At 38.3% G+C, this 24660-nt stretch carries 22 protein-coding genes and 1 tRNA gene; 8 read left to right on the forward strand and 15 right to left on the reverse strand.

Annotation, left to right across the window (positions count from 1 at the left end; translation table 11 throughout):
* The first annotated feature begins 17 nt into the window (after window positions 1-17).
* From hemW to P7V56_RS04180, 4 genes are read left to right on the forward strand one after another with little or no spacing between them, the layout of a single operon-like run.
* The gene (gene hemW, locus P7V56_RS04165; RefSeq protein ID WP_171220943.1) at window positions 18-1151 is read left to right on the forward strand and encodes a radical SAM family heme chaperone HemW; all 1134 of its coding nucleotides are present in this window, start codon (window positions 18-20) and stop codon (window positions 1149-1151) included.
* 11 nt (window positions 1152-1162) lie between these two features.
* The gene (locus P7V56_RS04170; protein ID WP_171220942.1) at window positions 1163-1936 is read left to right on the forward strand and encodes a cyclase family protein; all 774 of its coding nucleotides are present in this window, start codon (window positions 1163-1165) and stop codon (window positions 1934-1936) included.
* 3 nt (window positions 1937-1939) lie between these two features.
* Window positions 1940-2311, forward strand: coding sequence for an MmcQ/YjbR family DNA-binding protein (locus P7V56_RS04175; protein WP_171220941.1), 372 nt, complete (start codon window positions 1940-1942; stop codon window positions 2309-2311).
* Window positions 2312-2356: 45 nt separating this feature from the next.
* Entirely contained in the window at window positions 2357-3064 is a 708-nt protein-coding gene (locus P7V56_RS04180) for a PH domain-containing protein (RefSeq protein ID WP_171220940.1), read from the forward strand.
* A gap of 109 nt (window positions 3065-3173) precedes the next feature.
* Here the strand turns inward: P7V56_RS04180 and P7V56_RS04185 are convergent, their stop codons facing one another.
* Window positions 3174-4274 (reverse strand): DUF4407 domain-containing protein, encoded by a 1101-nt coding sequence (locus tag P7V56_RS04185; protein WP_171220939.1) that lies wholly within the window; start codon window positions 4272-4274, stop codon window positions 3174-3176.
* A 300-nt stretch (window positions 4275-4574) separates the two neighbouring features.
* On the opposite strand from P7V56_RS04185, the gene P7V56_RS04190 reads away from it, so the two are divergent.
* Window positions 4575-5390 carry a hypothetical protein gene (locus P7V56_RS04190; protein ID WP_171220938.1) on the forward strand — a complete coding sequence of 272 codons (816 nt, stop codon included), beginning with the start codon at window positions 4575-4577 and terminating at the stop codon, window positions 5388-5390.
* A gap of 31 nt (window positions 5391-5421) precedes the next feature.
* Here the strand turns inward: P7V56_RS04190 and P7V56_RS04195 are convergent, their stop codons facing one another.
* Both P7V56_RS04195 and P7V56_RS04200 read right to left on the reverse strand, forming a co-directional pair.
* The gene (locus P7V56_RS04195) at window positions 5422-5808 is read right to left on the reverse strand and encodes a hypothetical protein (RefSeq protein ID WP_304986238.1); all 387 of its coding nucleotides are present in this window, start codon (window positions 5806-5808) and stop codon (window positions 5422-5424) included.
* Between the two features lie 96 nt (window positions 5809-5904).
* Window positions 5905-7293 (reverse strand): dipeptidase, encoded by a 1389-nt coding sequence (locus P7V56_RS04200; protein WP_171220936.1) that lies wholly within the window; start codon window positions 7291-7293, stop codon window positions 5905-5907.
* A 106-nt stretch (window positions 7294-7399) separates the two neighbouring features.
* Between P7V56_RS04200 and P7V56_RS04205 the strand changes: the two genes are divergently transcribed.
* Together P7V56_RS04205 and P7V56_RS04210 are read left to right on the forward strand one after the other, a co-directional pair.
* A tRNA-Leu gene (locus P7V56_RS04205) sits at window positions 7400-7481 on the forward strand.
* 152 nt (window positions 7482-7633) lie between these two features.
* Window positions 7634-8398, forward strand: a complete 765-nt coding sequence (locus P7V56_RS04210; RefSeq protein WP_171220935.1) for a hypothetical protein — start codon at window positions 7634-7636, stop codon at window positions 8396-8398.
* 37 nt (window positions 8399-8435) lie between these two features.
* Here P7V56_RS04210 and P7V56_RS04215 read toward each other — a convergent pair whose 3' ends face one another.
* The 6 genes from P7V56_RS04215 to P7V56_RS04240 all read right to left on the reverse strand — a co-directional run bounded on the left by P7V56_RS04215 (window position 8436) and on the right by P7V56_RS04240 (window position 14736).
* Window positions 8436-10202: a DUF885 domain-containing protein gene (locus P7V56_RS04215; protein ID WP_171220934.1), complete on the reverse strand. Its 1767-nt coding sequence runs from the start codon at window positions 10200-10202 to the stop codon at window positions 8436-8438.
* Between the two features lie 67 nt (window positions 10203-10269).
* Window positions 10270-10632 carry a nuclear transport factor 2 family protein gene (locus P7V56_RS04220; protein WP_171220933.1) on the reverse strand — a complete coding sequence of 121 codons (363 nt, stop codon included), beginning with the start codon at window positions 10630-10632 and terminating at the stop codon, window positions 10270-10272.
* 64 nt (window positions 10633-10696) lie between these two features.
* Entirely contained in the window at window positions 10697-11596 is a 900-nt protein-coding gene (locus P7V56_RS04225; RefSeq protein ID WP_171220932.1) for a pseudouridine synthase, read from the reverse strand.
* A 171-nt stretch (window positions 11597-11767) separates the two neighbouring features.
* Window positions 11768-12694, reverse strand: coding sequence for a geranylgeranylglycerol-phosphate geranylgeranyltransferase (locus P7V56_RS04230; RefSeq protein WP_171220931.1), 927 nt, complete (start codon window positions 12692-12694; stop codon window positions 11768-11770).
* 10 nt (window positions 12695-12704) lie between these two features.
* Window positions 12705-13643: a mevalonate kinase family protein gene (locus P7V56_RS04235; RefSeq protein WP_171220930.1), complete on the reverse strand. Its 939-nt coding sequence runs from the start codon at window positions 13641-13643 to the stop codon at window positions 12705-12707.
* A 4-nt stretch (window positions 13644-13647) separates the two neighbouring features.
* On the reverse strand, window positions 13648-14736 hold the full coding sequence (locus P7V56_RS04240) for a diphosphomevalonate decarboxylase (RefSeq protein WP_171220929.1): 1089 nt from the start codon (window positions 14734-14736) through the stop codon (window positions 13648-13650).
* A gap of 88 nt (window positions 14737-14824) precedes the next feature.
* Between P7V56_RS04240 and P7V56_RS04245 the strand changes: the two genes are divergently transcribed.
* Window positions 14825-15301, forward strand: coding sequence for a TspO/MBR family protein (locus P7V56_RS04245; protein ID WP_171220928.1), 477 nt, complete (start codon window positions 14825-14827; stop codon window positions 15299-15301).
* Window positions 15302-15350: 49 nt separating this feature from the next.
* Here the strand turns inward: P7V56_RS04245 and P7V56_RS04250 are convergent, their stop codons facing one another.
* The 6 genes from P7V56_RS04250 to P7V56_RS04275 form a co-directional block, all read right to left on the reverse strand.
* The gene (locus P7V56_RS04250) at window positions 15351-18503 is read right to left on the reverse strand and encodes a DUF7619 domain-containing protein (protein ID WP_171220927.1); all 3153 of its coding nucleotides are present in this window, start codon (window positions 18501-18503) and stop codon (window positions 15351-15353) included.
* A gap of 57 nt (window positions 18504-18560) precedes the next feature.
* Window positions 18561-20570 (reverse strand): T9SS-dependent choice-of-anchor J family protein, encoded by a 2010-nt coding sequence (locus P7V56_RS04255; protein ID WP_171220926.1) that lies wholly within the window; start codon window positions 20568-20570, stop codon window positions 18561-18563.
* A 69-nt stretch (window positions 20571-20639) separates the two neighbouring features.
* Entirely contained in the window at window positions 20640-21137 is a 498-nt protein-coding gene (locus tag P7V56_RS04260) for a nuclear transport factor 2 family protein (protein WP_171220925.1), read from the reverse strand.
* Entirely contained in the window at window positions 21134-22351 is a 1218-nt protein-coding gene (locus P7V56_RS04265) for a BaiN/RdsA family NAD(P)/FAD-dependent oxidoreductase (protein WP_171220924.1), read from the reverse strand. Before P7V56_RS04265 ends, P7V56_RS04260 begins: the two co-directional genes overlap by 4 nt.
* The gene (locus tag P7V56_RS04270; protein WP_171220923.1) at window positions 22348-22995 is read right to left on the reverse strand and encodes a glycerophosphodiester phosphodiesterase; all 648 of its coding nucleotides are present in this window, start codon (window positions 22993-22995) and stop codon (window positions 22348-22350) included. Before P7V56_RS04270 ends, P7V56_RS04265 begins: the two co-directional genes overlap by 4 nt.
* A gap of 2 nt (window positions 22996-22997) precedes the next feature.
* Complete coding sequence (locus P7V56_RS04275; protein WP_171220922.1) at window positions 22998-24659, reverse strand: alpha-amylase family glycosyl hydrolase; 1662 nt, start codon at window positions 24657-24659, stop codon at window positions 22998-23000.
* Window position 24660: the final 1 nt, after the last annotated feature.

Consider the following 24660-nt stretch of genomic DNA (forward strand, 5'->3'; position numbering starts at 1 on the left):
GACCACTGATCACTAAAATGAGCGGCATTTACATCCATATTCCCTTTTGCAAACAAGCTTGTCATTATTGTGACTTCCATTTTTCGACTTCATTAAAGAAAAAGGACGAAATGGTTTTGGCATTGGCCAAAGAAATTGACTTGCGAAAAGACGAGTTTAAAGATGAAACAGTTGAAACTATTTACTTCGGTGGCGGAACTCCGAGTATATTAGAGATTGCAGATTTAAGATTGTTGATTGATGAGGTGTTTCAGAATTATAATGTAATCGATAATCCAGAAATTACCGTCGAAGCCAATCCGGATGACCTTACAGAAACCCGAATAACCGAATTGGCGAATAACCGAATTAACCGCTTAAGCATCGGAATCCAATCTTTTTTTGAAGACGATTTGAAACTGATGAATCGCGCACACAATGTCGAGGAAGCCAAAAAATGTTTGGAGATCGCCACCCAATATTTCGATAATATCACCATCGATTTGATTTACGGCATGCCCAATATGAGTAACGAAAAATGGCTACAGAACATCGAAACGGCTTTGTCTTATAATATTCCGCACATTTCGAGTTATGCGCTCACTGTTGAGCCGAAAACGGCTTTGCACAGGTTTATTAAGCAAGGTATCATTCCGCCACTCGATGATGAATTGGCGCAAGAACATTTTCACCTTTTGGTAGACAAATTAGAAGCCAACGGATTCATTCATTATGAGTTGTCCAATTTTGGCAAAGAAAATTATTTTTCCAAAAACAATTCGAGTTATTGGTTGGGCAAAAAGTATATCGGAATTGGTCCGTCAGCACACAGTTATGATGGCGAAAAACGAGGTTGGAATGTGTCTAATAATTCACTTTATTTGAAATCTTTAGCCGAAAATAAAGTCCCGATCGAAACCGAAACCTTAACCAAAACCGACCGTTACAACGAATACATTATGACGGGTTTGCGCACCATTTGGGGTGTTTCTTTAGATAGAATCGAGACTGAGTTTGGGCCAAAATATATTGACTATTTGAACCAACAATCGGCCAAATACATCGAAGACCATTTGCTTTTTATTGATGACAATATTTTGCGAACCACCAAAAGCGGGAAGTTTTTGGGAGACGGAATTGCGTCCGATTTATTTTTGCTAAATTTGGAGTAAAATCAAATCCATTGAAAGCATTAATCGACAATAAATTCCAAATCGACTTATCTAAACCCATTGATATTTCCCTTCCATTATCAAATACTGAGGCCAATCCGATTGCGTGGTATATTGACAAACCCGAAATCAAACCGGTAAAATTCGGAGATTGGGTTGGAAAAGTATCCGAAGGCAGTTCGACCAATTTTAATAATATTTTCTTCAATCCACACGGACATGGCACGCACACGGAATGTCTCGGACATATTACCAAAGAATTTTACAGTATTAATCAATGTTTGAAACAGTTTTTCTTTACTGCCGAATTGATTTCGATTGTACCAAAAGAAATGAATAATGATTTCGTTATTACTTTGGAAAGTATCTCGACTGCGCTCGATGTGACACTAAAGAATGGCGTTCCAAAAGAAGCTTTAATTATCAGGACTTTACCAAATCTGGAAGCGAAAAAGCACAAAAATTACTCTCATACCAATCCGCCGTATTTAGCCGAAGACGCAGCGATTTTTATTCGCGAAAGCGGTATCCAACATTTACTCATTGATTTGCCAAGCGTGGATAGGGAAGAAGATGAAGGCAAGTTATTGGCACACAAGGCCTTTTGGAATGTAAAGGATATCAACAATCTTAATGCTGACGCACGATTAAACTGCACGATTACCGAAATGATTTATGTGGAAGACGATGTTAAAGACGGAAGTTATATTCTGAATTTACAAATTGCTTCGTTTGAAAATGATGCTTCGCCAAGCAAACCGGTTTTGTATAGAATTGAACACTAAAAAATGAACGTCCAACAGCTTTACGAATTCTGTCTTTCCAAAAAAGGCGTTACCGAGCACTTTCCGTTCGACGAAGATACTTTGGTGTTTAAAGTCGGTAGTAAAATGTTTTGCCTCACTTCTTTAAAAGAATGGGAAAAAAATACACCTTCACTCAATTTAAAATGTGACCCGGAACGCGCTGAAGAACTTCGGGCTGAATTCGAGGCGATACAACCCGGTTATCACATGAGCAAAATCCATTGGAATACCATAAGTTTTAACAATGATGTTACCGATAAAATGATGTGTGAACTGATTAATCATTCCTATGAATTGGTTTTCAAAAGTTTGACTAAAAAAACTCAAAACGAAATTCTTCAAAATGAGAATTAGGCATTACTTTTGCTAAAAATATTGCATCAAATTAAAACACAAACCATGTTAGACAATTTAAAAAAGATATTAAACGAAGACCAAGACCCAAAAGCGATTGAGAAAATCACCGCTAAGTTGGATAATTTATTGATGTCTAATGAAGAAGTGGGTTACATCGCGGTACAGAAAAAACCGGCGGTAAACATTTTTCCCGACAGCATAGTCGTGACCAATAAAAGAATCATCCTTTGCAAGCCTAAAAATTTGGGTTTGTCGATGGAATTCATTGATTATGATTGGGATGATATTGAAGCTAGTTTTGTAAAGGAAGGAATTTTAGGAGCCGATTTTACGTTTTCAACCAAATCAGATTTAACGCATACCGTAGATTATTTGCCTAAAAATCAAGCGCGAAAATTATATACTTTTGCCAAAGAGCAATTGGATTTACTCAAGCATCCGAAGGTTGAAACACCGGTTGCTGAGCAACCCAAACCGTTTGAAGATGCAGAAACGCCTATAGTTGCAGAAGCCGAAATTATAGAAGAAGTAGCCACAGAAGAAGTGACTAGTTTTGCCGAAATCATTCCGGTAGAGCAATCAGGGTATCGTGATGAAAAGCAATTTCCGGATGATAGATCTGGTTTGGCCGAATTATCACAGGATGAATTGTTCGAAAAATTACAGAACTACAAAAAATTATTAGATAATGGTTTGATTCTGCAAGGTGAATACGATGCTTTAAAGAAAGAAATCCTAAGCCATATGTAATTTAGGGAATTAGTAATGACCCGAGGCGAAGCCGAATTGAGCGAAGCAAAAAGGGAATAGTTAATTATATTTTTAACTATTCCCTTTTTGCTTTCCCTTATCCCTTTTTCTACATCGATTTCTTCTGCTTATCTACAAAACCATCGGCTTGGAGTTTGAGTAATTCGATAGCGCCTTTTTTCTTGTAATTGTAGATTTCTTTGTCATCTCTGATATCGGCATAGACTTTATCATAGATTTCTGCATCGGTTTTCTTCTGCAGTTCGCTTTGGTAACGATTTTGCGAGAGTACACTTTTGATGCCCATTTCTTGGTCTTCTTGTTTCAAATCGTATTCGCCTTTGGGCGATAATAATTTGGCAAAAATAGGCGACGTTTCAATCGCTAAAAATAGTAGCATGATAAAGAAAGAAGGCATCCAAGGCAATTTCCCCAAAGCATTAATTCGTGCCATTAAACCATCAAAACTGTCAATGATGGGTTGGCCTTCGGTAACTTTTTTGTCTAAATCAGTCTGTAGTGTTTTGGCTCTGGTTTCTTTATCGGCGATGATTTTGGCATTGGAAATTTTCAAGGAATCCAATTGTTTGGCGGCTAAATCATGAGCAGCGCGTTTTTCTTTGTAAATTGGGCCTTTCCCCATTTTTTTGGTTCCTGCTGAACCTTCGGCTTCGGTGATGTACGAATTGTATAAAGCGGAAACTTCTTTTTCTTTTTTGGCAATGGATGATTTTAAGCTGTCGATTTCAGCTTGGTTTTTAGTGACATCGCCTTTGAAATAATTGGTCACCTGATTTTTATTGGCTATAGCCAATTCGTTTTTCTCCTTCAATAAAACGGTATTGATTTCTTTTTCAAAAATTTTGATTTCCAACGGTTTCGAAATCACTATAGCAATAATAATAGCTAACACAATTCTCGGGGAAGCTTGGATGAATTCATCTAAAAAACTATCTCTTTTTTTGATGGTGGAGACAATAAATCTATCGAGATTGAAAATTAAAAATCCCCAAATCAGTCCAAAGAAAATAGCTGTGTAGAGATTGTCAAAAACCGTGTAAAGAGCATAACTACCGGCTATAAAAGCCATAACTGCGGTAAAAAATACGGTGGCGCCAATACCTGCGTATTTGTTTTGTTCACCATTGGAACAAGAGTTCACAATGTCGCTATCGACACCGGAACAAAGGAGAAAAAAGCGTTTTAACATGATGATTGGTTTTGAAACCCGAAAGTTTCGGGTCAGGTTGATGATTAGCTGTTAGTACCAATTTGATGCCAAAAATTACAAAGTGTTGTTATTCTTTTATCTTTTTTTAATGGAGCGCGGTTTAGGGGCTGTTTTTTTGCTTTTAAAATTAAAAACTGTAAATATTTTATTATCAAATAGATACATTCAATAAAATTTTGTAAATTAGTGCTCCTCAAAAATTTCCCCCTCAAGTCTTTTTCTGTCCCAAGTTTCAAATTTGTAACTGTAAACCAATTATAAACAACAAATTTTGAAATTATGAAAACAATGAAAAGCATTTTTTTAGTAGTCATCTTCGGGCTGCTAATGAGCAACACTAGTTTCGCTCAGGAAGAGAAAAGTTACTTAATTACGGTAACTAAACTGCATTGGAATATGGAGTTGGAAAATTTTTCTATGGATGAATGGAAGGCAACAGAGAAAGAATACTTAGACAAAGTCGTTAAAAAAAATGAATTCATACTAGGACAAGAGTTTTTAATGCATCATTTTACGCCGGACAATACCGAAATTTTATTGGTCACCACTTATGAAAATTGGTCAGCTGTAGAAAAAGCAGGTAATCGTGATGATGAGTTGGTCAAAGCCGCTTGGCCTGATGAAAAAGCCCGAAAAGCATTTTTTGAAAAGAAAGCACTATACTATGCGCACCATCATTCAGATGAAATTTATGCCACCATTCCCGGAGCCAAATTACCCAAAGCTAATTTTGACAAAGACATGTTGTATTATGTAAGGGTAAGTCATTTTGCCTATCCCAAAGACGGAACCGAAAAAGAATTTACCGAGTTGAGCAAACAATATTTCGATGCCGTAATTAATAAAAACGATTTGATTAAAGCTTATTATCCCAACCGTCATGCTTGGGGTGCAGACAATACGGAGTTTACCGAAGTGTATGTGGTGGAAACTTTGGCCGATTTAGAAAAAGCTTTGGAGAAAAACAGAGAATTGTTCAGAGCAACTTGGAATGATGATGCCAAACGGAAAGCCTTTTGGGATAAAAGAAATAAATATGACGACGGAAGACACAGCGATTACATTTATAAATTGATACACGAACTGAGTAAATAGAAGTAAAAAGGCGACCATTTAGTCGCCTTTTTTAATTTACTTTTGTTTCTGAAATCAGCTCGCCTTTTTCAAATTTTTTAATTCCGATAACTTTACCGTTTTGGTCAAAAAAAGTCCATTCACCAATTATATACCAATGCGTTTCATCATTTTCTTCCACCATCATCGATTGACCGGTTGAGGTGATTCGGCCTTTGAGGTCAAAGGTGGTGATGTGACAAATGCCGTCTTTGTACTTTTCGGTTTTGACCAGTTTTCGGTTTTCGAAATATTTCCAAGTTTTGATTTCTATACTCTTTTTATATCGGCCTTTTGATTTGTAAAGTACGCCGTTGACGGTGTCTTTGTAAACCCATTTGCCTTCCCGATGATGATTAATGGTTTTGTTGGTTTTACAACTGTAAAGTGCAAAAGTCAAAGTACAAGTTAAAAGCAGTAAGAGTCGTTTTAAATTCATAAGCCTAAAAAAAATCCGTCTATTACTAAACGGATTTCACATGGTTTTATTGTCTTGTTATTTAGATAACTCCACAAAATATTTATAAAATAACGGTATCGTCTCAATCCCTTTTAAGTAATTGAAAACCCCGAAATGTTCGTTAGGCGAGTGAATCGCGTCACTGTCTAAACCAAATCCCATTAGGATTGTTTTTGATTTTAACTCTTTTTCAAACAAAGCCACAATTGGAATACTGCCGCCGGAGCGTACCGGAATGGCTTGTACACCGAAGGTTTCAGTATAAGCTTTATTTGCGGCTTTATAACCAATGCTGTCTATTGGCGTAACATAACCTTGACCACCGTGATGTGGTGTTACTTTTACTTTTACTGCTTTTGGGGCAATACTTTCGAAGTGGTTTTTAAACAATTCGGTAATTTCTTCCCAGTCTTGGTTTGGTACTAAACGCATAGAAATTTTAGCGTAAGCTTTACTGGCGATAACTGTTTTTGCCCCTTCACCGGTGTATCCGCCCCAAATTCCGTTCACGTCTAAGGTTGGGCGAATAGAGTTTCTTTCATTGGTTACATAACCCGTTTCCCCATAAATATCGGCGATATCCAAAGCTTGTTTGTATTTCTCTAAAGAGAATGGTGCTTTGGCCATTTCTGCTCTTTCGGCAGCCGAAAGCTCTTCTACTTTGTCATAAAATCCCGGAATAGTAATGTGGTTGTTTTCGTCATGCAACGAAGCAATCATCTTGGTCAACACATTAATTGGATTGGCCACTGCGCCACCGTATAAACCTGAGTGTAAGTCGCGATTGGGTCCGGTAACTTCCACTTCTACATAGCTCAAACCACGCAAACCGGTTGTGATACTCGGTTGTTGATTAGAAATCATTCCCGTATCGGAAATTAAAATTACGTCGCAGATCAGTTTCTCTTGGTTTCTTTCTACGAACCAGCCTAAACTTTTTGACCCAACTTCTTCTTCACCTTCAATCATAAATTTCACGTTGCAAGGCAAACAATTATTGACAATCATGTATTCAAAAGCTTTCACATGCATGTACATCTGACCTTTGTCATCACAAGCACCACGGGCAAAAATGGCACCTTCAGGATGGATTTCGGTGGTTTTGATTACGGGTTCAAATGGTGGCGAAGTCCATAAATCCATCGGATCCGGCGGTTGCACATCGTAATGACCGTAAACCAAAACGGTTGGCAAGTTCTTGTCGATGATATGTTCCCCGAAAACGATAGGATAACCCGGCGTTTCGCATATTTCGACAAAGTTACAACCGGCTTTTTCCAAACTGGCTTTTACCGCATCTGCAGTGTTAATCACATCTTGAGCATAAGCACTGTCAGCACTTACTGAAGGGATTTTTAAAAGTTCAATAAGTTCGTCTATAAAACGTTGTTTATTTTGTTGAACGTAGTTTTTGATGTTGTCCATGGGTTTAAATTTGTTGTGCTTCAAAAGTACAAAAATGACGGTTATTTTTTTTAATAATTTTCCTTTGAAAGTTTGAAGTTATGATTATATTTGCACTCACCATTTTGCGGGTATGGCGAAATTGGTAGACGTGCCAGACTTAGGATCTGGTGCCGCAAGGCGTGTAGGTTCGAGTCCTATTACCCGCACAAAAAAGCTCTAACGAAAGTTAGGGCTTTTTTATTGGTAGTATTGGTTAATAATATGTTCACAGTTTGTTGTTTTAGAGTGTTTTAATTTTTGAAAATTCGATTATTTTTACACCATCAATATTAATTTGAGGTAAAAATCTTTTATTCTAATGAAAGGGAAAAAGCTTATGATAACTGTGGTACTGGGAATTTTTGGATTTGTTTTATTAGCAGTGTCAGGTTTTTTGCTGTATAGAAACAGTTCCAATTCCATTTCAGCGGAAAAGCAAAAGCAATTGGATGAAGCCATCAAACAAATCGAGGTTTTAAATGCGGAAATAGTTGAGAAAGACAAGATTGTGGATGAAACGGAACAAAAGTTAAAAAGCCATAAGTTTGATGTTTTTACTTTGGCTCCCGGACAAAATATTCCCATCATTGAAATAGTAGATAACGATTTAAGTGAGGGAACTCCAACCGAAGAAGGGAACAAAAAAGTACACAAATTAATGTACCATCACCAAATCAAATTTTCTTTAGTCAATGCCGGAAAAAGCGCCCTGAAAGACGTCATCTTTTCTATCAAGGATGATTACAACAAAGGCAAGGAGAAAAAGAAAATGGCTAAAGCAGTAGCCAGTTTTGATTATTTGGGCAAAAAAGTAAATGATGAGGAAATGGGTGAGTATGAAAATATTGAAATCAACACCCTTAATTTAAAGTCCAAAAAATTGCTCTACACGAGCAATCTACCGGGAAGTTTCGGTGTTGCAGATTACGAATATCATTTGGTGGTAGAATGGAGTCAAGGTTTTTACCAAATGTTTATCAAGATTGAAGAAGTTGACGGTAAATTAAAATACAATTACGAATTTTTTGATGTCAACGGCAATACCATTGATTTTAATAATCTCGAAAAGAGTATCAGCAATTAATAAAAAAACCTCTCCATTTGGAGAGGTTTTTTTAGGATTATTTTCCGGAGGTAATCCAAGAGTTGATTTTCTTTTCCAGCAAGGCTAAAGGCATTACGCCGGATTCTAAAACTTTTTGATGGAAAACTTTGATATCAAATTGGCTTCCCATTTTATCTTGCGCTTGCTGGCGTAATTCTAAAATTTTTATCTGACCTATTTTATAAGATAACGCTTGTCCGGGAATGGCCATATAGCGTTCGATTTCAGCTATGATACTGGCTTCGCTTTCGGCTTCGTTGTCTAATGAATATTGGATGGCTTGCTCACGTGTCCAACCTTTAGCATGAATGCCGGTATCTACTACCAATCGAATCGCGCGGTGCATTTCGTTGCCTAACATTCCAAAATATTGGTACGGATCTTTGTATAAGCCCAATTCTTTCCCCAAACTTTCAGTGTATAAAGCCCAGCCTTCGCCATAAGCCCCAAACCAGTTGAACTTTCTGAAATCGGGCAATTGGGTATTTTCCTGTTGGAGTGAAATTTGAAAATGATGTCCCGGAATGGCTTCATGTAAAAATAAATCTTCATCACCATAATAATTGTAATTGGCTACATCCGGAATTGGAACATAAAAGGTTCCCGGTCTCGAACCGTCGGCCGAACCTTGAACATATTCTGCACTGGCGGTTTTTTCTCTGAACGCTTCTGTTCTTTTAACTCGGAAAGCAGTTTTCGGTTGTAAAGAGAAAAATTTGTTCACATTAGGCTCGATGATTTTATGGATACGTTCAAAATTGGCAATCACCTCTTCCGGTGTTTTAAACGGTTTTAGTTCGGGTTTGTTTCTTACATGGTCAAAGAACTCAATGATAGTGCCTTTAAAACCGACTTGGGTTTTTACTTTTTCCATCTCGGCTTTGATACGTGCGACTTCTTTTAAACCCAACTCGTGGATTTCTTCAGGTGTTTTATCGGTTGTTGTCCATTGTTTTACATATACTTTGTACAATTCATTTCCGCCTTTAATACTGCCAATACCGCTGGTAGTTCGGCAAGCCGGAATGTATTCTGATTTCATAAAGGCTATGAATTTTTCGAATTGCGGATTTAGTTTGGTATTGATCACCTTGGCATAAGCCTTTGATAATTTGTTTTTTTGCATTGGAGAGAAATCTGCCGGAAACTTTTTGCAACTCGAAAAGAATAAATGGTCTTCAGTTTTGGGTGTAATTACCTCTTGAAACTGCGGTACAATTCTTTCGGCCAATGCTTTTGGCAAGACTACTTTTTCCTGAATTCCTTTTTTCATGTAGACCATGGCTGAGTCAATCCAAACGGAATAGTTGTCCATTCTCTTTAGGAAATTCTGATAATCCTTTACCGTTTTGAATGGTTGCGCACTTTCTCCGCTGGCAAATTGTCCCATAGTTAAATGCGTTCCCCAAAACTGATGAATCGGCATTAAATTAGCATTTTGTTTTAGTAAATCTTTCCCTATTGAAACTTCCCAAGCAATAATGTCAAAGCTGTTTTTTTGCTCTTCAGACAATGCTGTTGTATCAACGGTTGCCAACTCTTTTTCATATTTATCATAAAAAACAGCTTGCTTGTTGCGATGTGAATCGGTCATTTCAAAAGCCAGTTGGTCATTGAATTCCGTTTGACCGTTTAAGGTGGCTTCCAAAGGGTTTAGCGCATTTTTATCGTTAAAATACGACTTGACAATAGTGTTGATGTCACCTGCTTTTTCTTCCGATTTGCAGTTTACTAAAAGCAATGAAGTGATAATCAGTGCAGAAAACAAATATAAGTTTCTCATGGTTAATGGTTTAGTTGGTATAAAACTATAAGTTTTTGGGTAATAGAATTGTTAACAGAATGATAAATTATCCGTGGTATACTCGAGAAGCGATGATACAGTTTTCCTTAATTTCAAGGACTTCGGCTACTAACATATCGGGTTCGTTGGCAACGGTGCGAATGTATTCCATAAAAACGCGGTCTGCGTTTGAAGTTAGCGAAGTGACTTTGTAATGCAAGGTTGGCAATCGGTCAAAAGCGTCTTGCCACCAAGCGCGTAAGGCATCTTTACCGGTGACTAAACCATTGGTTTCCGGATGGCGGATTTTTAGCTTTGGACTAAAGTGTTCGGCTTCATCGTCATAAAGCGACAATAATTTTTCAAGGTTGTGGGCGTTGAACGCTTCAAACCAAAGATGGGCAATGGATAAGTTTTTTTCTGCTGACATAATGTTAGAAATAAAAAGCCTCAATTAATTGAGGCTTTTATCATGGTAAATGTATGATAATTTTTTATACGTTTTTCAAATTGATAATTTCCTGTTCGGTCAGGAAGCGCCAATTGCCGCGAGGTAAATTCTTTTTGGTCAAACCGGCAAAAGCAACGCGGTCAATTTTTAAAACATCGTATTTGAAGCTTTCAAAAATGGCGCGAACTACTTTTACATTGGGTGTTCTGAGTTTGAGTCCTATTTCTGTTTTGGCTTCGCCTTCGATATAGGAGATTTCATCAACATATAATTTGTGTCCGTCAAGTGTTACACCGCCGGCAATTTTTTCTAAATCTTCAAACTTCAGGTTTTTGTCTAAAGTAACTTGGTAAATCTTGGTGGATTTTTGATTCGGCAAACTGAATTTTCGAACCATATCGGTATCGTTGGTAAAAACCAATAAACCGGTAGTATTTTTATCCATACGGCCAATCGGTTGGATTTTAGCTTTTGTGGCTGCTCTAACCAATTCCAATACATTGCGGTGATCGGCATCGTCTTCGTTGGAAGTCGTGAAGTTTTTAGGTTTGTTGAGCAAGATGTATTCTTTGCGTTCCGGGGTTAAAACAGAGCCGTCAAAGTTAACTACATCGCCCGGTTTTACTTTGTATCCCATTTCGGTAATGACTTCACCATTGACTTTTACATTGCCCGATTGGATGTAAATATCGGCATCGCGACGCGAGCAAACACCCGAGTTGGAAATGTATTTGTTCAAACGAATGTCGTCTGATTTTAAAGGTTTCGGGATATTGTTAACCGGTTTAGCTGTTTTTTTGGGTGCGGCTCCATCGGTTGACGGCTTAGCCTTTTTCGGACCTTGCGCTCTTTTCGGCATGGCTGGTTTAGGCTTATTGGAGCTTGGTCGCGAGCTGTTTGGTCGTGAACCGCCTCTTTTGTTATTGCCTTCCTTCTTGTTCATAAATGCTGTATTTAACTTCTTTCCATTCGACCATTTTGGTCTTAGGTGGTTGCAAAGATACGGTTTTAAAGGCTACAAAACCATGGATTGAAATTAGCCCCGACAGGAGTCAATTACCATGTAATGCGGATGGCGGGAAAATGGTTTAGCAATTGCCCATCACTTTCGCTCCTAACGAACAATCGTTTCTACTATTTTCTTGCCGTGAATTAAGACTGACGGATTGATGAGTACAATGCAAAATACGCCTGAAACTACCAGAAATTTAAGGATGTTGTGCAGTTTCAGGTAATCGGGTTTGGAATTGGATTTCCAGAGTTTTTGCAGGAAGAAAATGAGGACAATCATACTGAGATAGAAATAGATGTCCATGTAGCCGACTTCAAAGATTTCGATTAAAAAATAAATCGGTATAACGGTAGAAATCGTTAATAGTGTAATGATTTTTTTAGAAAAAGCTTCGCCAAAAAGCACCGGAACAGTCTGGTAATCGTTGGCAATATCGCCTTTTAGGTTTTCTAAATCCTTAATCATTTCTCGGATGAGAATGAGCAGGTATAAAAAGGTAGCGTGGGCAAAGATTTGCGGGTAAAGATTTTTATAGTACAGCAGAATGGCAAAGAATGGTAAGACGGCCAAGAATGAGGCGGTTAGGTTTCCGATGACTACTATTTTTTTGAGTTTATGAGAATAGAACCAAATGAGGAAAATGTAAACGGAAAAAAATAAAACGGCACGAAGCGACACCAAGAAAGCCAACAAAAAGACAATGAAATTGACAGTAAAATAAACTTGTAGTTTGGTTTTTTGGCTGACCAGTCGATCCAATTGAGATTTGTTGGGGCGATTGATTAAGTCTTTTTTACTGTCGTAAAAATTATTGATGATATAACCCGAAGCGATGGTTAATCCGGAAACGATGACAATGACAAACAAGTTAAAATCGAGTAGGACATCGAGGGCTCTTTTTTCGGGAGCCAAAATGAATATGGCCGATAAATATTGGGCTAAGGCAATTACGGGAATATTATACCCGCGAACCACCGAAAACATACTGATGATTTTAAGTAAGGTGTGTTTGGATTTTCGGCTTAACATTTAGGAGCGATTAAAACTGGTAAACCACTTCCAATTTGTAATCTTTCAGGGATTGTTTTGCCTTTTCTAAATCTTCGGTAAAGCCCAGAATATAACCGCCACCACCGGAACCGCAAAGTTTTAGGTAGTAGTCATTGGTGTCAATGCCTTGTTGCCATACGCCGTGAAACTGTTCCGGTATCATGGGTTTGAAATGGTTTAAGACTACTTTCGACAATTGTTTGGTATTGGCAAATAAAGATTTCATATCGCCGCCGAGGAAATTTTCCACACAAGCGTCGGTATATTTGATGAATTGTGATTTGAGCATTTTACGGAATCCTTCTTCTTTAAGATTTTCCATAAAAATATTGACCATCGGAGCGGTTTCGCCTACGATTCCTGAGTCTAATAAAAATACGGCACCTTTTCCTGTCGCGCTTTGTGACGGAATGCCGGTGGCTTCGATATTGTCTTTGGAATTGATGAGAATCGGAATGCTCAAATAGCTGTTTAACGGGTCAAGACCGGAACTTTTTCCGTGGAAGAAAGACTCCATTTGAGAAAAAATCGTTTTGAGTTGCAATAATTTTTCGCGGGTTAGATTTTCTAAGACCGTGATTTTGTCGTTAGCGTATTTGTCATAAATAGCGGCAACCAAAGCACCACTGCTCCCAACACCATATCCTTGCGGAATACTGGAATCGAAATACATGCCGCGCTCCACATCGGTTTTTAAAGCGTCCAAGTTGAAAGTCACCAATTCGGGTTGGTCTTTTTGGAGTTGCTCCAAATAGGTTACAAAACGACGTAAACTCGCATTAGATTTAATCGCTTCTTCAGATGGGTTTTCGTCCACTTTCAAAGCGCCGTTGTAAAAGTTGTAAGGAATGGATAAACCTTTAGAATCCTTTATAATTCCGTATTCTCCGAAGAGAAGAATTTTTGAGTAAAATAATGGTCCTTTCATATTTTTATATACTAAAGTTTATGGCTCCATCGCCAACTTGATCACAAATATAGTTACCATTTTGACAATAGCCAACTAATTCTGTTGTAATAAATTGCATCGCCTCGACTCTAACGTTTTCGGGGTACAAAACATGTACGTTGGCACCGGCATCGAGGGTAAAACATATAGGAATTTTCGTTTCGTTTCTGAATTGCCAAATTTTATTAATGATTTCCAAGGTGTTGGGTTTCATTAGGATAAAATAAGGAATCGAGGTCATCATCATTGAATGTAAAGTCAAAGCTTCACTTTCTACTATCTTGATAAACTCGGTTAAATCGCCTTTTTCTAAAACTTTTTTAATGGCCGATAAATTCTCATGCGCTTGTGCGAATCTTTGTTGGGCAAACGGATGATGGTGCATTAAATCGTGTCCGACTGTGCTCGAAACTTGTTTTTCGCCTTTGTCAACTAACAGAATGGTATCTTGGTAATTTTTGAAATTGTCGTGAATCTTAGCCGGAAATTCTACTCCGAATAAGTCGGAACTGCCTTCAATTTCGGCGTGATTTCCCCAAACTACTATATTTCCTTTTACGCTTCGGCAAGCGCTACCTGAACCTAATCGGGCTAAGAAAGAAGCTTTTAGGTTGAAGAAATTTTGGGTCATTTCAGGATACAACTTTCTTTCCAAACTCATAATATTCATTGCTAAAGCCGCCATTCCCGAGGCTGAGGAAGCAATTCCGGAACTGTGCGGAAAACTGTTTTCGGTGTCGATAGTGAAATGATAGTCTTTTAAATAAGGACAATAGATTTCGATGCGTTCTAAGAACTTTTGGATTTTCGGTTTGAAATCTTCTTTGGGTTGGCCTTCGAACAGCAAATCGAAGGAGAAATTACTGTCGTTTTGTTTTTTGGCGAAAGCCAATTTCGTAATCGTTTTACAATTGTTCAAAGTAAAACTGATAGAGGGATTGGCCGGAATTTGGTGCTCTTTTTTACCCCAATATTTGACTAAAGCGATATTGCTGGGTGCGCTCCATTGAAAACTTCCGTTTTCGATTACTGTTGAAAATGGTTTTGAAATAAAATCCTTTTCGGAAAGCATAGATTTGAAATTTAGACAAAGATACATTTTTTATAAAAAGAACATTATTTTGTTTAGTATATTTGAACAATATTTAAACAAAAATAATATGCAAAGGATTTTAAGAATAATATTGGTGGTGTTCACTTGTTTGACTATCGGTTATTTGTCGGGTATCGTTACTCGCGAGAGTATTACGACTTGGTATCCGACATTAATTAAGCCTGTTTTTAATCCACCGAATTGGATTTTTGCACCGGTTTGGACCATGCTTTATGTAATGATGGGTGTTGCCGGCGGTATGATTTGGAATCGAATTGATACTGATGAAGAGAATGTTAAGAAGGCTTTTAAGTTTTTTATATACCAATTGGCTTTGAATGCGCTTTGGTCTTATTTGTTTTTTGGATTGCAAAATCCGTTATTGGCTTTAATCGAAATTGTTTTGTTGTGGTTGATGATATTTGAGACTTACACACAGTTTAAGAAAATAGACAAAGTGGCCGGTATGTTGTTTATTCCGTATTTGGCATGGGTCAGTTTTGCCACGGTTCTCAATGCGAGTATTTGGTGGTTGAATAAATAAAAAAAATCCCGTCTGGATGAGACGGGATTTTTTTATAATTCTATTTTAATTATTGAATGACTAGTTTTTTAATGGTTTTTAAATGGTTTTCAGTATTAATTTCTACCAAATAAACGCCTTTGGATAAGTCGCTTACATTTAAATTGATAAGCTCGTTTGATTGTGCCTGAACGGTTTTAACGGTTTTTCCTAGAAGATTATAAAGTACAATAGTATCAATAGTTTCAGTAGTATTTGTTAAACTGATTTGAACATTGTTGGTTGCCGGATTAGGATATAAAACCAAATTGCCATCGGCAAAAGTGGTATTGCTCAACGCGTTCAAGAATTTGGTGTTGAAGGTATTGGTAACAATAGCCGGATTAGAATCAAAAATAATCGAGGCATTGTTCGGGATGATATCACCCACTTGAAATCCCGGATTGGCTTTGATTTTAAATTGAACAAATCCCATGCTTCCGTTCACATTTACTAAAGAGGAAGGAAGATAGATGTTTTTGAATTCCCATTCCAAATGATTGCCGTTTCTGGTCATGGTATAGTTGTGGCTGGCACTAACCATTCTAACACTTTCTTCATTTAGTTGCGAATCCAATAAATCTTCAATATGTACATCTATAGCGCTGGCGGTGCCGTTGTTTTGGAATCTTATAGTATAATACAAATAATCGTCAGCGGTAAACTCATTAATGCGAATTTTATCGCCATGCGCTTCCATTTTATCATTAGGATCCCATGAATTCACCACAATCTGTGAATTGGTATTGGTATTATTAACCAAATTAATATCACTAGCGATAGCTGTAATGGTAGCAGTTGCGGTTAATAAATCGTTTAAATTTACTGTCGGGCTAGGAGGAACAGTCATAGTAACCGTGATAATTCGGGTTTCATTTGGCTGAAGATTGGTAAAGTTATAGGTGAATCCATTTGCATTGTTTACAACTCCTGCCTGACTTACAGTGTTAATCGTTACCTGAGAAGGTTTTACAAAAGTAACTGTGCCGTCTGAAGCCGCTAGTCCAATATTTTTATAAATAATTCTGTTTTGATAAGTTAAGGCAGGTCTTGGCGGACTCAAAGGCGCTATTGAAATGCTTAAATCAGCATAAGTTTGGGTTAATGTCACCGGGAAATACAAGAACTGAGTTCCGCTTCCTACAGCGATACTCATATCATTATAGGTTATTCCGGTTGTTGCGTAATAGGTTGTGTATTCTGGTAACAATTCATAACTGAAATCATAAGTATTGTTAGGATTAGTGTCATATAAGGCATACTGACCTGTTGGAGAATAACCGCTGATGTTGGTTCCTGAATCATTTTGTTGGTAGATAAATGACCCATTAGGAAAAAGTGTTTCGCCGGTATCTCTAATACCATTGTTATTGTCATCGACAAAGGCTACTAAAACTATTTTGTCTGCATCGGGAGCGCAGGTAACATTGGCTATCCACCCCGGTCGATTGACAGTATTGTCACTTCTGAATCGGAAGGTCAAACAACCATCAGGACTTGAAGAAGTAAATGGACCGGGAATTGTTGTTCCCCAATATCCGCCGGGTAAACCGCCCGGAACATTGGCAGCTGCATTTGAACTTGGAATTTGTGGCGCGTTAATTGAATTTCCATCAAAAACGTATAAAGCATCCCAAGTGGCTTCAGTATCAAAAGAGGTAAACACCACCGTTACAAGTTCTCCGGGAATAGTTGGACAAATAGTATATGTGTTATCAGAACTATTAGCGTAATTGGCATTAGGACCACCATTATCAACAAATTGACCGCCACAAATAGGAGGCAAAGGTTGGGTACAGGCAGAAACACCTACACTCCAATCACTTAAATCACTAGCAGAACATACTGCTCTGGCATAAATGGTGTAACAGGTGTTGGGAGAAAGTCCTGTGATAACGAAAGGATTTACAGTAGTTGCTATAAATCCGGTTGAATTAGCATTAGGTGCCGGACTGCCTGTTGGAAGGACGATTATATCCCAATTGGTAGCTGAACCAATTTCATTCCAGCCTACAGTAAGCGAGGTATTTGTAATTCCGGAAATAGTTAGGGCTGTTGGTCTTGGGCATGTTGGTGGTGGAGCACAAGTCACATTGGCTATCCACCCTGGTCGATTGACAGTATTGTCACTTCTAAAACGGAATGTCAAACAGCCATCTTGACTTGAAGAAGTAAAAGGACCGGGAATCGCAGTTCCCCAAAATCCACCGGGCAAACCTCCAGGAACATTTCCTGCAGGATTTGTACTTGTTATTTGAGATGCAGCAATAGAATTTCCGTTATAAACATATAAAGCATCCCAAGTCGCCTCAGTGTTAAAGGCTGTAAAAGTTACTGTCACTAAATCACCCGGATTATTTGGGCAAATAGTTGTTGTCACATCTGAACTATTTAAATAGTTTGCATTTGAACCGCCATTGTCAACAAATAAACCGCCGCAAACTACAGGTTCCATTAATGTTGTAAAAGTTAAAGGTCCTGACCAATCACTCACTTCGGTTGCGTTGCACATAGCTCTCACATAAGTATTATAGCAAGTAGAAGAGCTCAAACTTGTAAATGAATAAGAGTTTGTTGTTACGTTTGTTCCGGAAGTATTAGCCGTTGGTGGAGCTGACCCACAAGGTAAAGCAATGACTTGCCATTCGGTAGCTGCGCCCGCTTCTGTCCAAGTTAAAGTTGTACCCGAAGGGGTAACATTTGTTAAAGCTAATGAAAAAGGTTGAGGACAAGCTGGTGGCGATGTACAAGTTACGTTGGCTACCCATCCCGCACGGTTTACGGCATTGTCACTCCTAAATCTGAAGGTGAGACAACCGCTGGCGTTCGAAGAGGTAAATGGTCCCGGTAATGTTGTTCCCCAAAATCCTCCGGCCAATCCTCCTGGTACATTGGCAGCTCCGTTAGTACTTGCAATTTGAGTAGCTGAGGTGGAGTCACCGTTAAAAACGTAAAGGGCATCCCAAGTGGCTTCAACATCGAAAGCGGTGAAGGTTACGGTAACATTGTCGCCTGTATTGTCCGGGCAAATGGTTACGGTACTATCAGTATTGCTGGCATAATTGGCATTAGGTCCTGCCGGATCTGTAAACGTTCCTCCGCACGAAGGGAAATTTTGAGCATAAGAACTTAAAATGGATGTAAAGAATATAGTCCAAAGACTAAAAAGTAGTTTTGTTTTCATTATTGGTTGGTTTTGACAACCAAATATAATAGATTTTGTTTTTAGTTTTACAGTTATCTACTTAATAATTAGCTTCTTGTTGAATTTGTGGTTATCTTGTGTAGTAATTTCTATCAGGTACAGGCCTTTGGCAAAGGCTGAAGTGTTGATATTCATTTCGGCCGTCAGGTTTTCAGCAAGACTGTAAATTCTTTTTCCTGAAACTTCAAAAATGTTTACCGCGGTGATTGTTCCGTTTGTATTAGTTATGGTGACATGCTCCTGCGCAGGATTAGGATATAATCTTACGGAATCGGCTTCAAAAGTGTCAGTTCCCAAATTCTCCACAAACTCTGTGTTGAAAGTATTGGTAACTATGGCCGGATTAAAATCAAAGTAAATTGAAGCGGTATTCGGGATTATATCGCCAATAGCATAACCTGGTTTTGGTTTGATTCGGTACTGCACATAACCATGACCATCATCAATATTGATACTGCTTGGCGGTAAGTTGATTTGATTGAAATTAAAAACCAGCTGGGTTCCATTTCTTAAAGCGTCAACATTATGACTTGATCCGATTAACTCAAAAGTGCTTTCATCTAATTGATTGTCTAATTGATTGATGACTCTTATAAACTCCGCCGGAGCCGTACCGGTATTTTCAAAGCGAATGGTATAATTCAGATAATCATTGGCACCAAAATCAGCGAAAACAATTCTTTCACCATGCGATTCGGTTATGTCATTCGGATCCCAAGAAGCCACAATTACTTGTGTTAACAGATCGCTATTATTACTAATTAGAATGTCACCTGAAACTTGAATAGATACCTGATGATTAACCAATTGTCCAATAGAAACAGTTGGTATTGTTGGGATTAAATAATAAACATCAATAAAACCAGCATGATAAGCTCCCAAATTCGTAAAATCATAGGTAAATCCCGTAGGAGTAGCTACTGTTCCCAATTGAGATATAGAACTAATGGTTAAGTTAGGGTCTTTAACATAAGTTAAAGTTCCATTTGAAATAACAGTAGTTCCGGTATTTTGGTAATAAATCCTGACACGATAATTGAAACCCGGTCTTGGTGGGATCTCAGTGATAAAACGAACTTCTGTGTCTATATAAGGATTGGTTAGAATAATAGGAAAATAGAGGAAAGAAATATTATTATTGCCTGTAAAATCTGTGTAAGTAGTATTACTGCTAAAATAGGGACTATAATTGCTATTTACCTCATAGCTAAAATCGTAAGAATCGGTTAGGATAGGATTGTAAATGTAAAAATCGCCATAATTTGAATTAGCGTTTAAATTCGTCCCTGAATCATTGACCTGATAAACAAAATTACCTTGATTGAAAGGAAGTTCACCAGTATTTCTAATGCCATTGTTGTTGCTGTCTATAAAAGCGGATAAAACAATAATGTTGGAACAACTGTTATTAATAAGGCAATTGCTGTTTTCCTGGACAGTAACTTCGTCGATTAACCATCGATCCCCATCTAACGAGCCAGAGGTTTGAGTATACTTTCTAACAAAAGCAATATAAATACTTGTGCCAGCATAGGCCGATAAGTCAACAAATTTTTGCTCATAGATGTTAAAAGATGTATTGAGCTCATCTTCTGTAAATTGTATCCATAAAGTATAAGCATTTGGATCATTTTGTTGCGCTGATGCCGGAGCAATTTTTATTTGGTATAACGTACCTTGATCACCTGAAGTGTAGCTTCTGTTATAAAAAGCCAGCACACCATTACCCGGAACGGTAATTGCCGGAGTGGCTAAATAATCCTCGGAAACATTTCCTTGGCCTATGTTTTCCCGGTTGATATAAGCAGAATTTGCGCCTGCATACACAAATGGTGGCGTTGGAGGAACGGATACACTATTATTTATTTCCCAGTGATAGACTTGTCCGACACCATTATCAAATACCGCCCAATTTCCACTGTCCAATGTCCAGTTGGTTGAGGGTAAAGGATCGGGACCGTTGGTGTTTTCAAAGCCTTCGTAAAATTGGGCAGAAACAGAATTTATACTCAACATTAAAGACAAAAGAAGTAGTAGTTTTTTCATAGGTCAGTAATTTTGCAACCCAAAGTTAACTGATTTTGAATCAACTACTGTAAAATCATAAGAATTTTTTTAATGCAAACTTATCACTTTAGCAATTTTCCATTGGTCATTTATTTTTTTCCAAAAGATGGTAAACCGACTTATTTTTTTAGGTTCATCTGGTGGATTGGTATTGTTACTGAAAGAATGTAACCCAATTTCAATCGCGCCATAATCTTTGATCGGATAGACTTCAATACTGCCCTGAACCAGTGTTCGCGTGACTTTACCGCAGATATTTTTCTTGGTGCCTTCGAGGATGTCTTTTTTCGAATTAGACAATCCGCCATGGTCATGATAAAATTCGATGTCCTCTGCATAGAAATTAGCATAGGTTTCAAATTTTGTATCACAATGATTGTAAGCGTCAAAGAAAATACTGTCTTGTTCAGCTATGGCTTTAAACAATTCAGGATTGTCCGGTGTATAGTTTTTGGTCAGTTGATAGTCGTTTGATTTTGATATGCCACAACTGATTACTACTATCGAACATGCAATAAGGGTCAATAAAAGAATGATTTTTTTCATGATGTTGTAATTGAATTAGCCACAATAAACCCGCTGGTCCAGGCGTTTTGAAAGTTAAATCCGCCCGTAATCGCATCGATATTAACAATCTCTCCGGCAAAAAATAAATTTTCATGCAACTTGCTTTCCATCGTTTTAAAGTTGATTTCTCTTAAGTCGACGCCTCCCGCGGTAACAAACTCTTCCTTAAAAGTACTTTTGCCATTCACCTGAAATTGGCCATTGGTGAGTTGGTTCGCCAAATTCGTCAGTTGCATTTTAGTCAAATCAGCCCATTTGGTTTCGGTATCTATTGCGGAAGCTAAAACCAAACTTTCCCAAAGTCTGTTAGGGAATTCAAAAGGAGATTTTTTACTCACTATTTTCTTCGCGTGTTCTTGTTTGAGTTCTTTCAAACTTTCCATGGCTTCGTCAAAAGTGATGTCGTTGAGCCAGTTGACTTCTAACACAAATTGGTATTTTTTCTCTGCCAAAATTCTGGCGCCCCAAGCCGACAGTCTTAAAATTCCCGGGCCGCTCATGCCCCAATGCGTAATCAATAATGGTCCGGAAGCTTCCAGTTTGGTGCCTTTGACTTTCACATGGGCGAAAGCCGAAACGCCCATCAAATCTTTGATTCGGGTGTCTTTGATATTAAAAGTAAATAGCGAAGGAACCGGTGGAATAATCGTGTGATTCATGTTTTCCAACAGTTCCCAAATCTTGGGATTGCTACCGGTGGTCATGACCAGTTTTTGACATGAAAATGTCTCGTGATTGGTTTCTACTTTCCAGTAATTGTCGCCATGAAAAAGCGATTGTACACTTTGCCCTGTCAAGACCTCAATTTTTAGTTTCTGGGTCAAGCCCAAAAAACAATCGATGATGGTTTGTGAGGAATCCGTAGTGGGAAACATTCTCCCATCGTCTTCGATTTTCAATTCGACGTCGTGCTTTTCAAACCATTCAATTGTATCGCCTGAGCAAAATTGGTGAAACGGACCGCGTAATTCCTTTTCGCCACGCGGATAGAATTTGACCAAATCATTCGGCACAAAACATGCATGAGTAACATTACAACGGCCGCCGCCGGAAATCCGCACTTTCTCCAACACGGTTTTCCCGCGTTCTAAAATGGCGACTTTAAGTTTCGGATTGCTCTCAACGATGTTAATGGCCGTAAAAAAACCTGCCGCACCGCCGCCTACAATGATGATGTCATAGTTTGAGTTCATAGTCGCTCGGGAAAATCAGTAATGATACCGTCAACGTTTAACGATGTCACAAAGGTAATATCTTCCGGCTCATTTATGGTCCACGGGAAAATTTTAAAACCTTTTTCTTTGATTTTCAAAACATTTTCAGCAGTTAGTAAATGAAAGTATGGATGAATAGCCTCGGCTTTGATGAATTTGGCGAAAGCCAAAGCCAAGTCTAAATCGGTTTCTGTCAAAACGCCAATTCGGATTTCCTCATCGCGAAAACGAACTTCCTGTAACGCATTCCAATCGAAACTCGAAATCAGGATTTTAGTTTTGTCGATTTTGTTTTTATCTATCAAATCCAAAACAGCTTGGGTGGCCGAAAACGTTTTGATTTCTACATTGATTTCGCAGCGATTGTCCACTTGTTCGAATACATCGCGTAAAGTCGGAATACCTAACTTTTGCAATTCTTTAGCGGAATAATCGGTAACCAAGCCCACGCTCGAAGTCGTACGGTCAATGGTTTCATCGTGTATGACTATCGGCACTTTATCCAAACTCAATTGTACATCGAGTTCAATCATGTCAACGCCTAAAGCAATGGCTTTTTGGAAGGAAGCTAAAGTGTTTTCGGCAGCATGACCTTTCGCACCGCGATGACCGATTTTGAGCATGGTTATAATTTTTCCAATAAAACTATCGTAGCATTAGTGTCTATAGTTACTTTGCCATTTTCTACCACAGTTGTTACATTAGAATAAGCATCTTTCACTTTAGTGCCATTGGCAAAAACAGTTCCGACCGAGATTTCTTTTTTGCCTATAGGTAAATCCAAACCAACGACTACTTGATCGGTATAATTACCGTTACTGTAACTTCTACTGAAGACATACGGAGATTGCGAAATCATTTGATGAACTCCGCCACCAACGGCAGGATGGTTTTTTCGGAATGTTCCCAAAAGTTGATAATGCACCAATAATTGGTTTTTGATTCTGTCCGTTTTTAAATCGTCCCAATTCATAAACGAACGCAAAGTAGCATCGCCTTGACTGCCTTCGATTTCCAAATTACGAGCAGTTTCGTCTCCGTAATAGACTTGTGAAATTCCGGGTGCTAATAACAATTTGGTTCCCGATTCAAAGGTTTTTTCCCGTTTTTTATCAAATGGATAACCGTCATCATGTGACGTTACGTAGTTCATTACGGTGTTGCCTTTTAAGTCGTTTTGCAAGATTTTTGAATATTTAGAGAACAATTCTTCATAGTTCATTTTGGCTTCATTTCTGAAATCGAAATTGATTAATCCCGTGAAACCATTGGCGTAATAATCTACTTTTTTGTCTCCGAAATCATATTGTCTTTTGGCACCGATATTATAACCATACACTTCTCCCACGGTAAAGAAACCATTGTTGTCCATCACTTTTGATGGGTTGTTTTTCTTGAAATCAGCGAAAGCTTGGTCACAAACTTTTTTGAAATCGGCCCAAACATCTTCGGTGGTGTGTTTGGCGGTATCGACTCTGTATCCATCAATACCATAATCGGTAATATAATCCGAAAGCCATTTCATGATGTAATATTTCGGTGCTCTCGGATAGCCGGTTTTTTTGAAAAAGGCATCCAATTCGGCTACTTCTTGGTCGTATCGACCTTCTTTTTTCCACTTTTCGGCTAACATTGGCGGCAAAGCCACATTGGCATTACTTTCCGTTTTGACGTCAGGAAGATTTTCTACCAGCGTACAATTGATATAAGTGTCGTAAGATTGGTAAGTACATTTTGGCGAAGTTCGAACCCAATCACTTGGATAAACAGGGTCAATATCTGTTACCGGTCCGGTGTGATTGATTACGGCGTCCAACATGATGCGAATGCCTTTGGCGTGTGCTTTTTCGACTAATTCTTTTAAATCTTCGCGAGTACCATAACTTGGGTCAACCGCAGTCCAATCTTTGGTCCAATACCCATGAAAACCATAAGTATTTCCTGTTCCTTCATCGACAGAGCCATGAATTTGCTCAACAACCGGCGTCATCCAAATGGCGTTGATGCCGAGATTGGTAAAATATCCTTCATCCAATTTCTGAATTACGCCACGGATATCACCGCCTTCAAATCCGCGTAAAATTCCGGTGGGTTTGTTGCGGTTGATGATTTTATCGTTGGCCGGATTTCCGTTTTGGAACCTATCGATTAAAAGGAAATAGACGTTGGCACTTTCCCAAACGAATGGGGTTTGAGTTGACACATGTGATTTTGTTGCCGCTTCTTTGGTACAATTACAACCAAACAATAGGAGTGAAGCGGATAAAGTAAGCAGTATGTTTTTCATG

It is taken from the genome of Flavobacterium sp. IMCC34852, assembly GCF_030643905.1.
Classification (GTDB): Bacteria; Bacteroidota; Bacteroidia; order Flavobacteriales; family Flavobacteriaceae; genus Flavobacterium; species Flavobacterium rivulicola.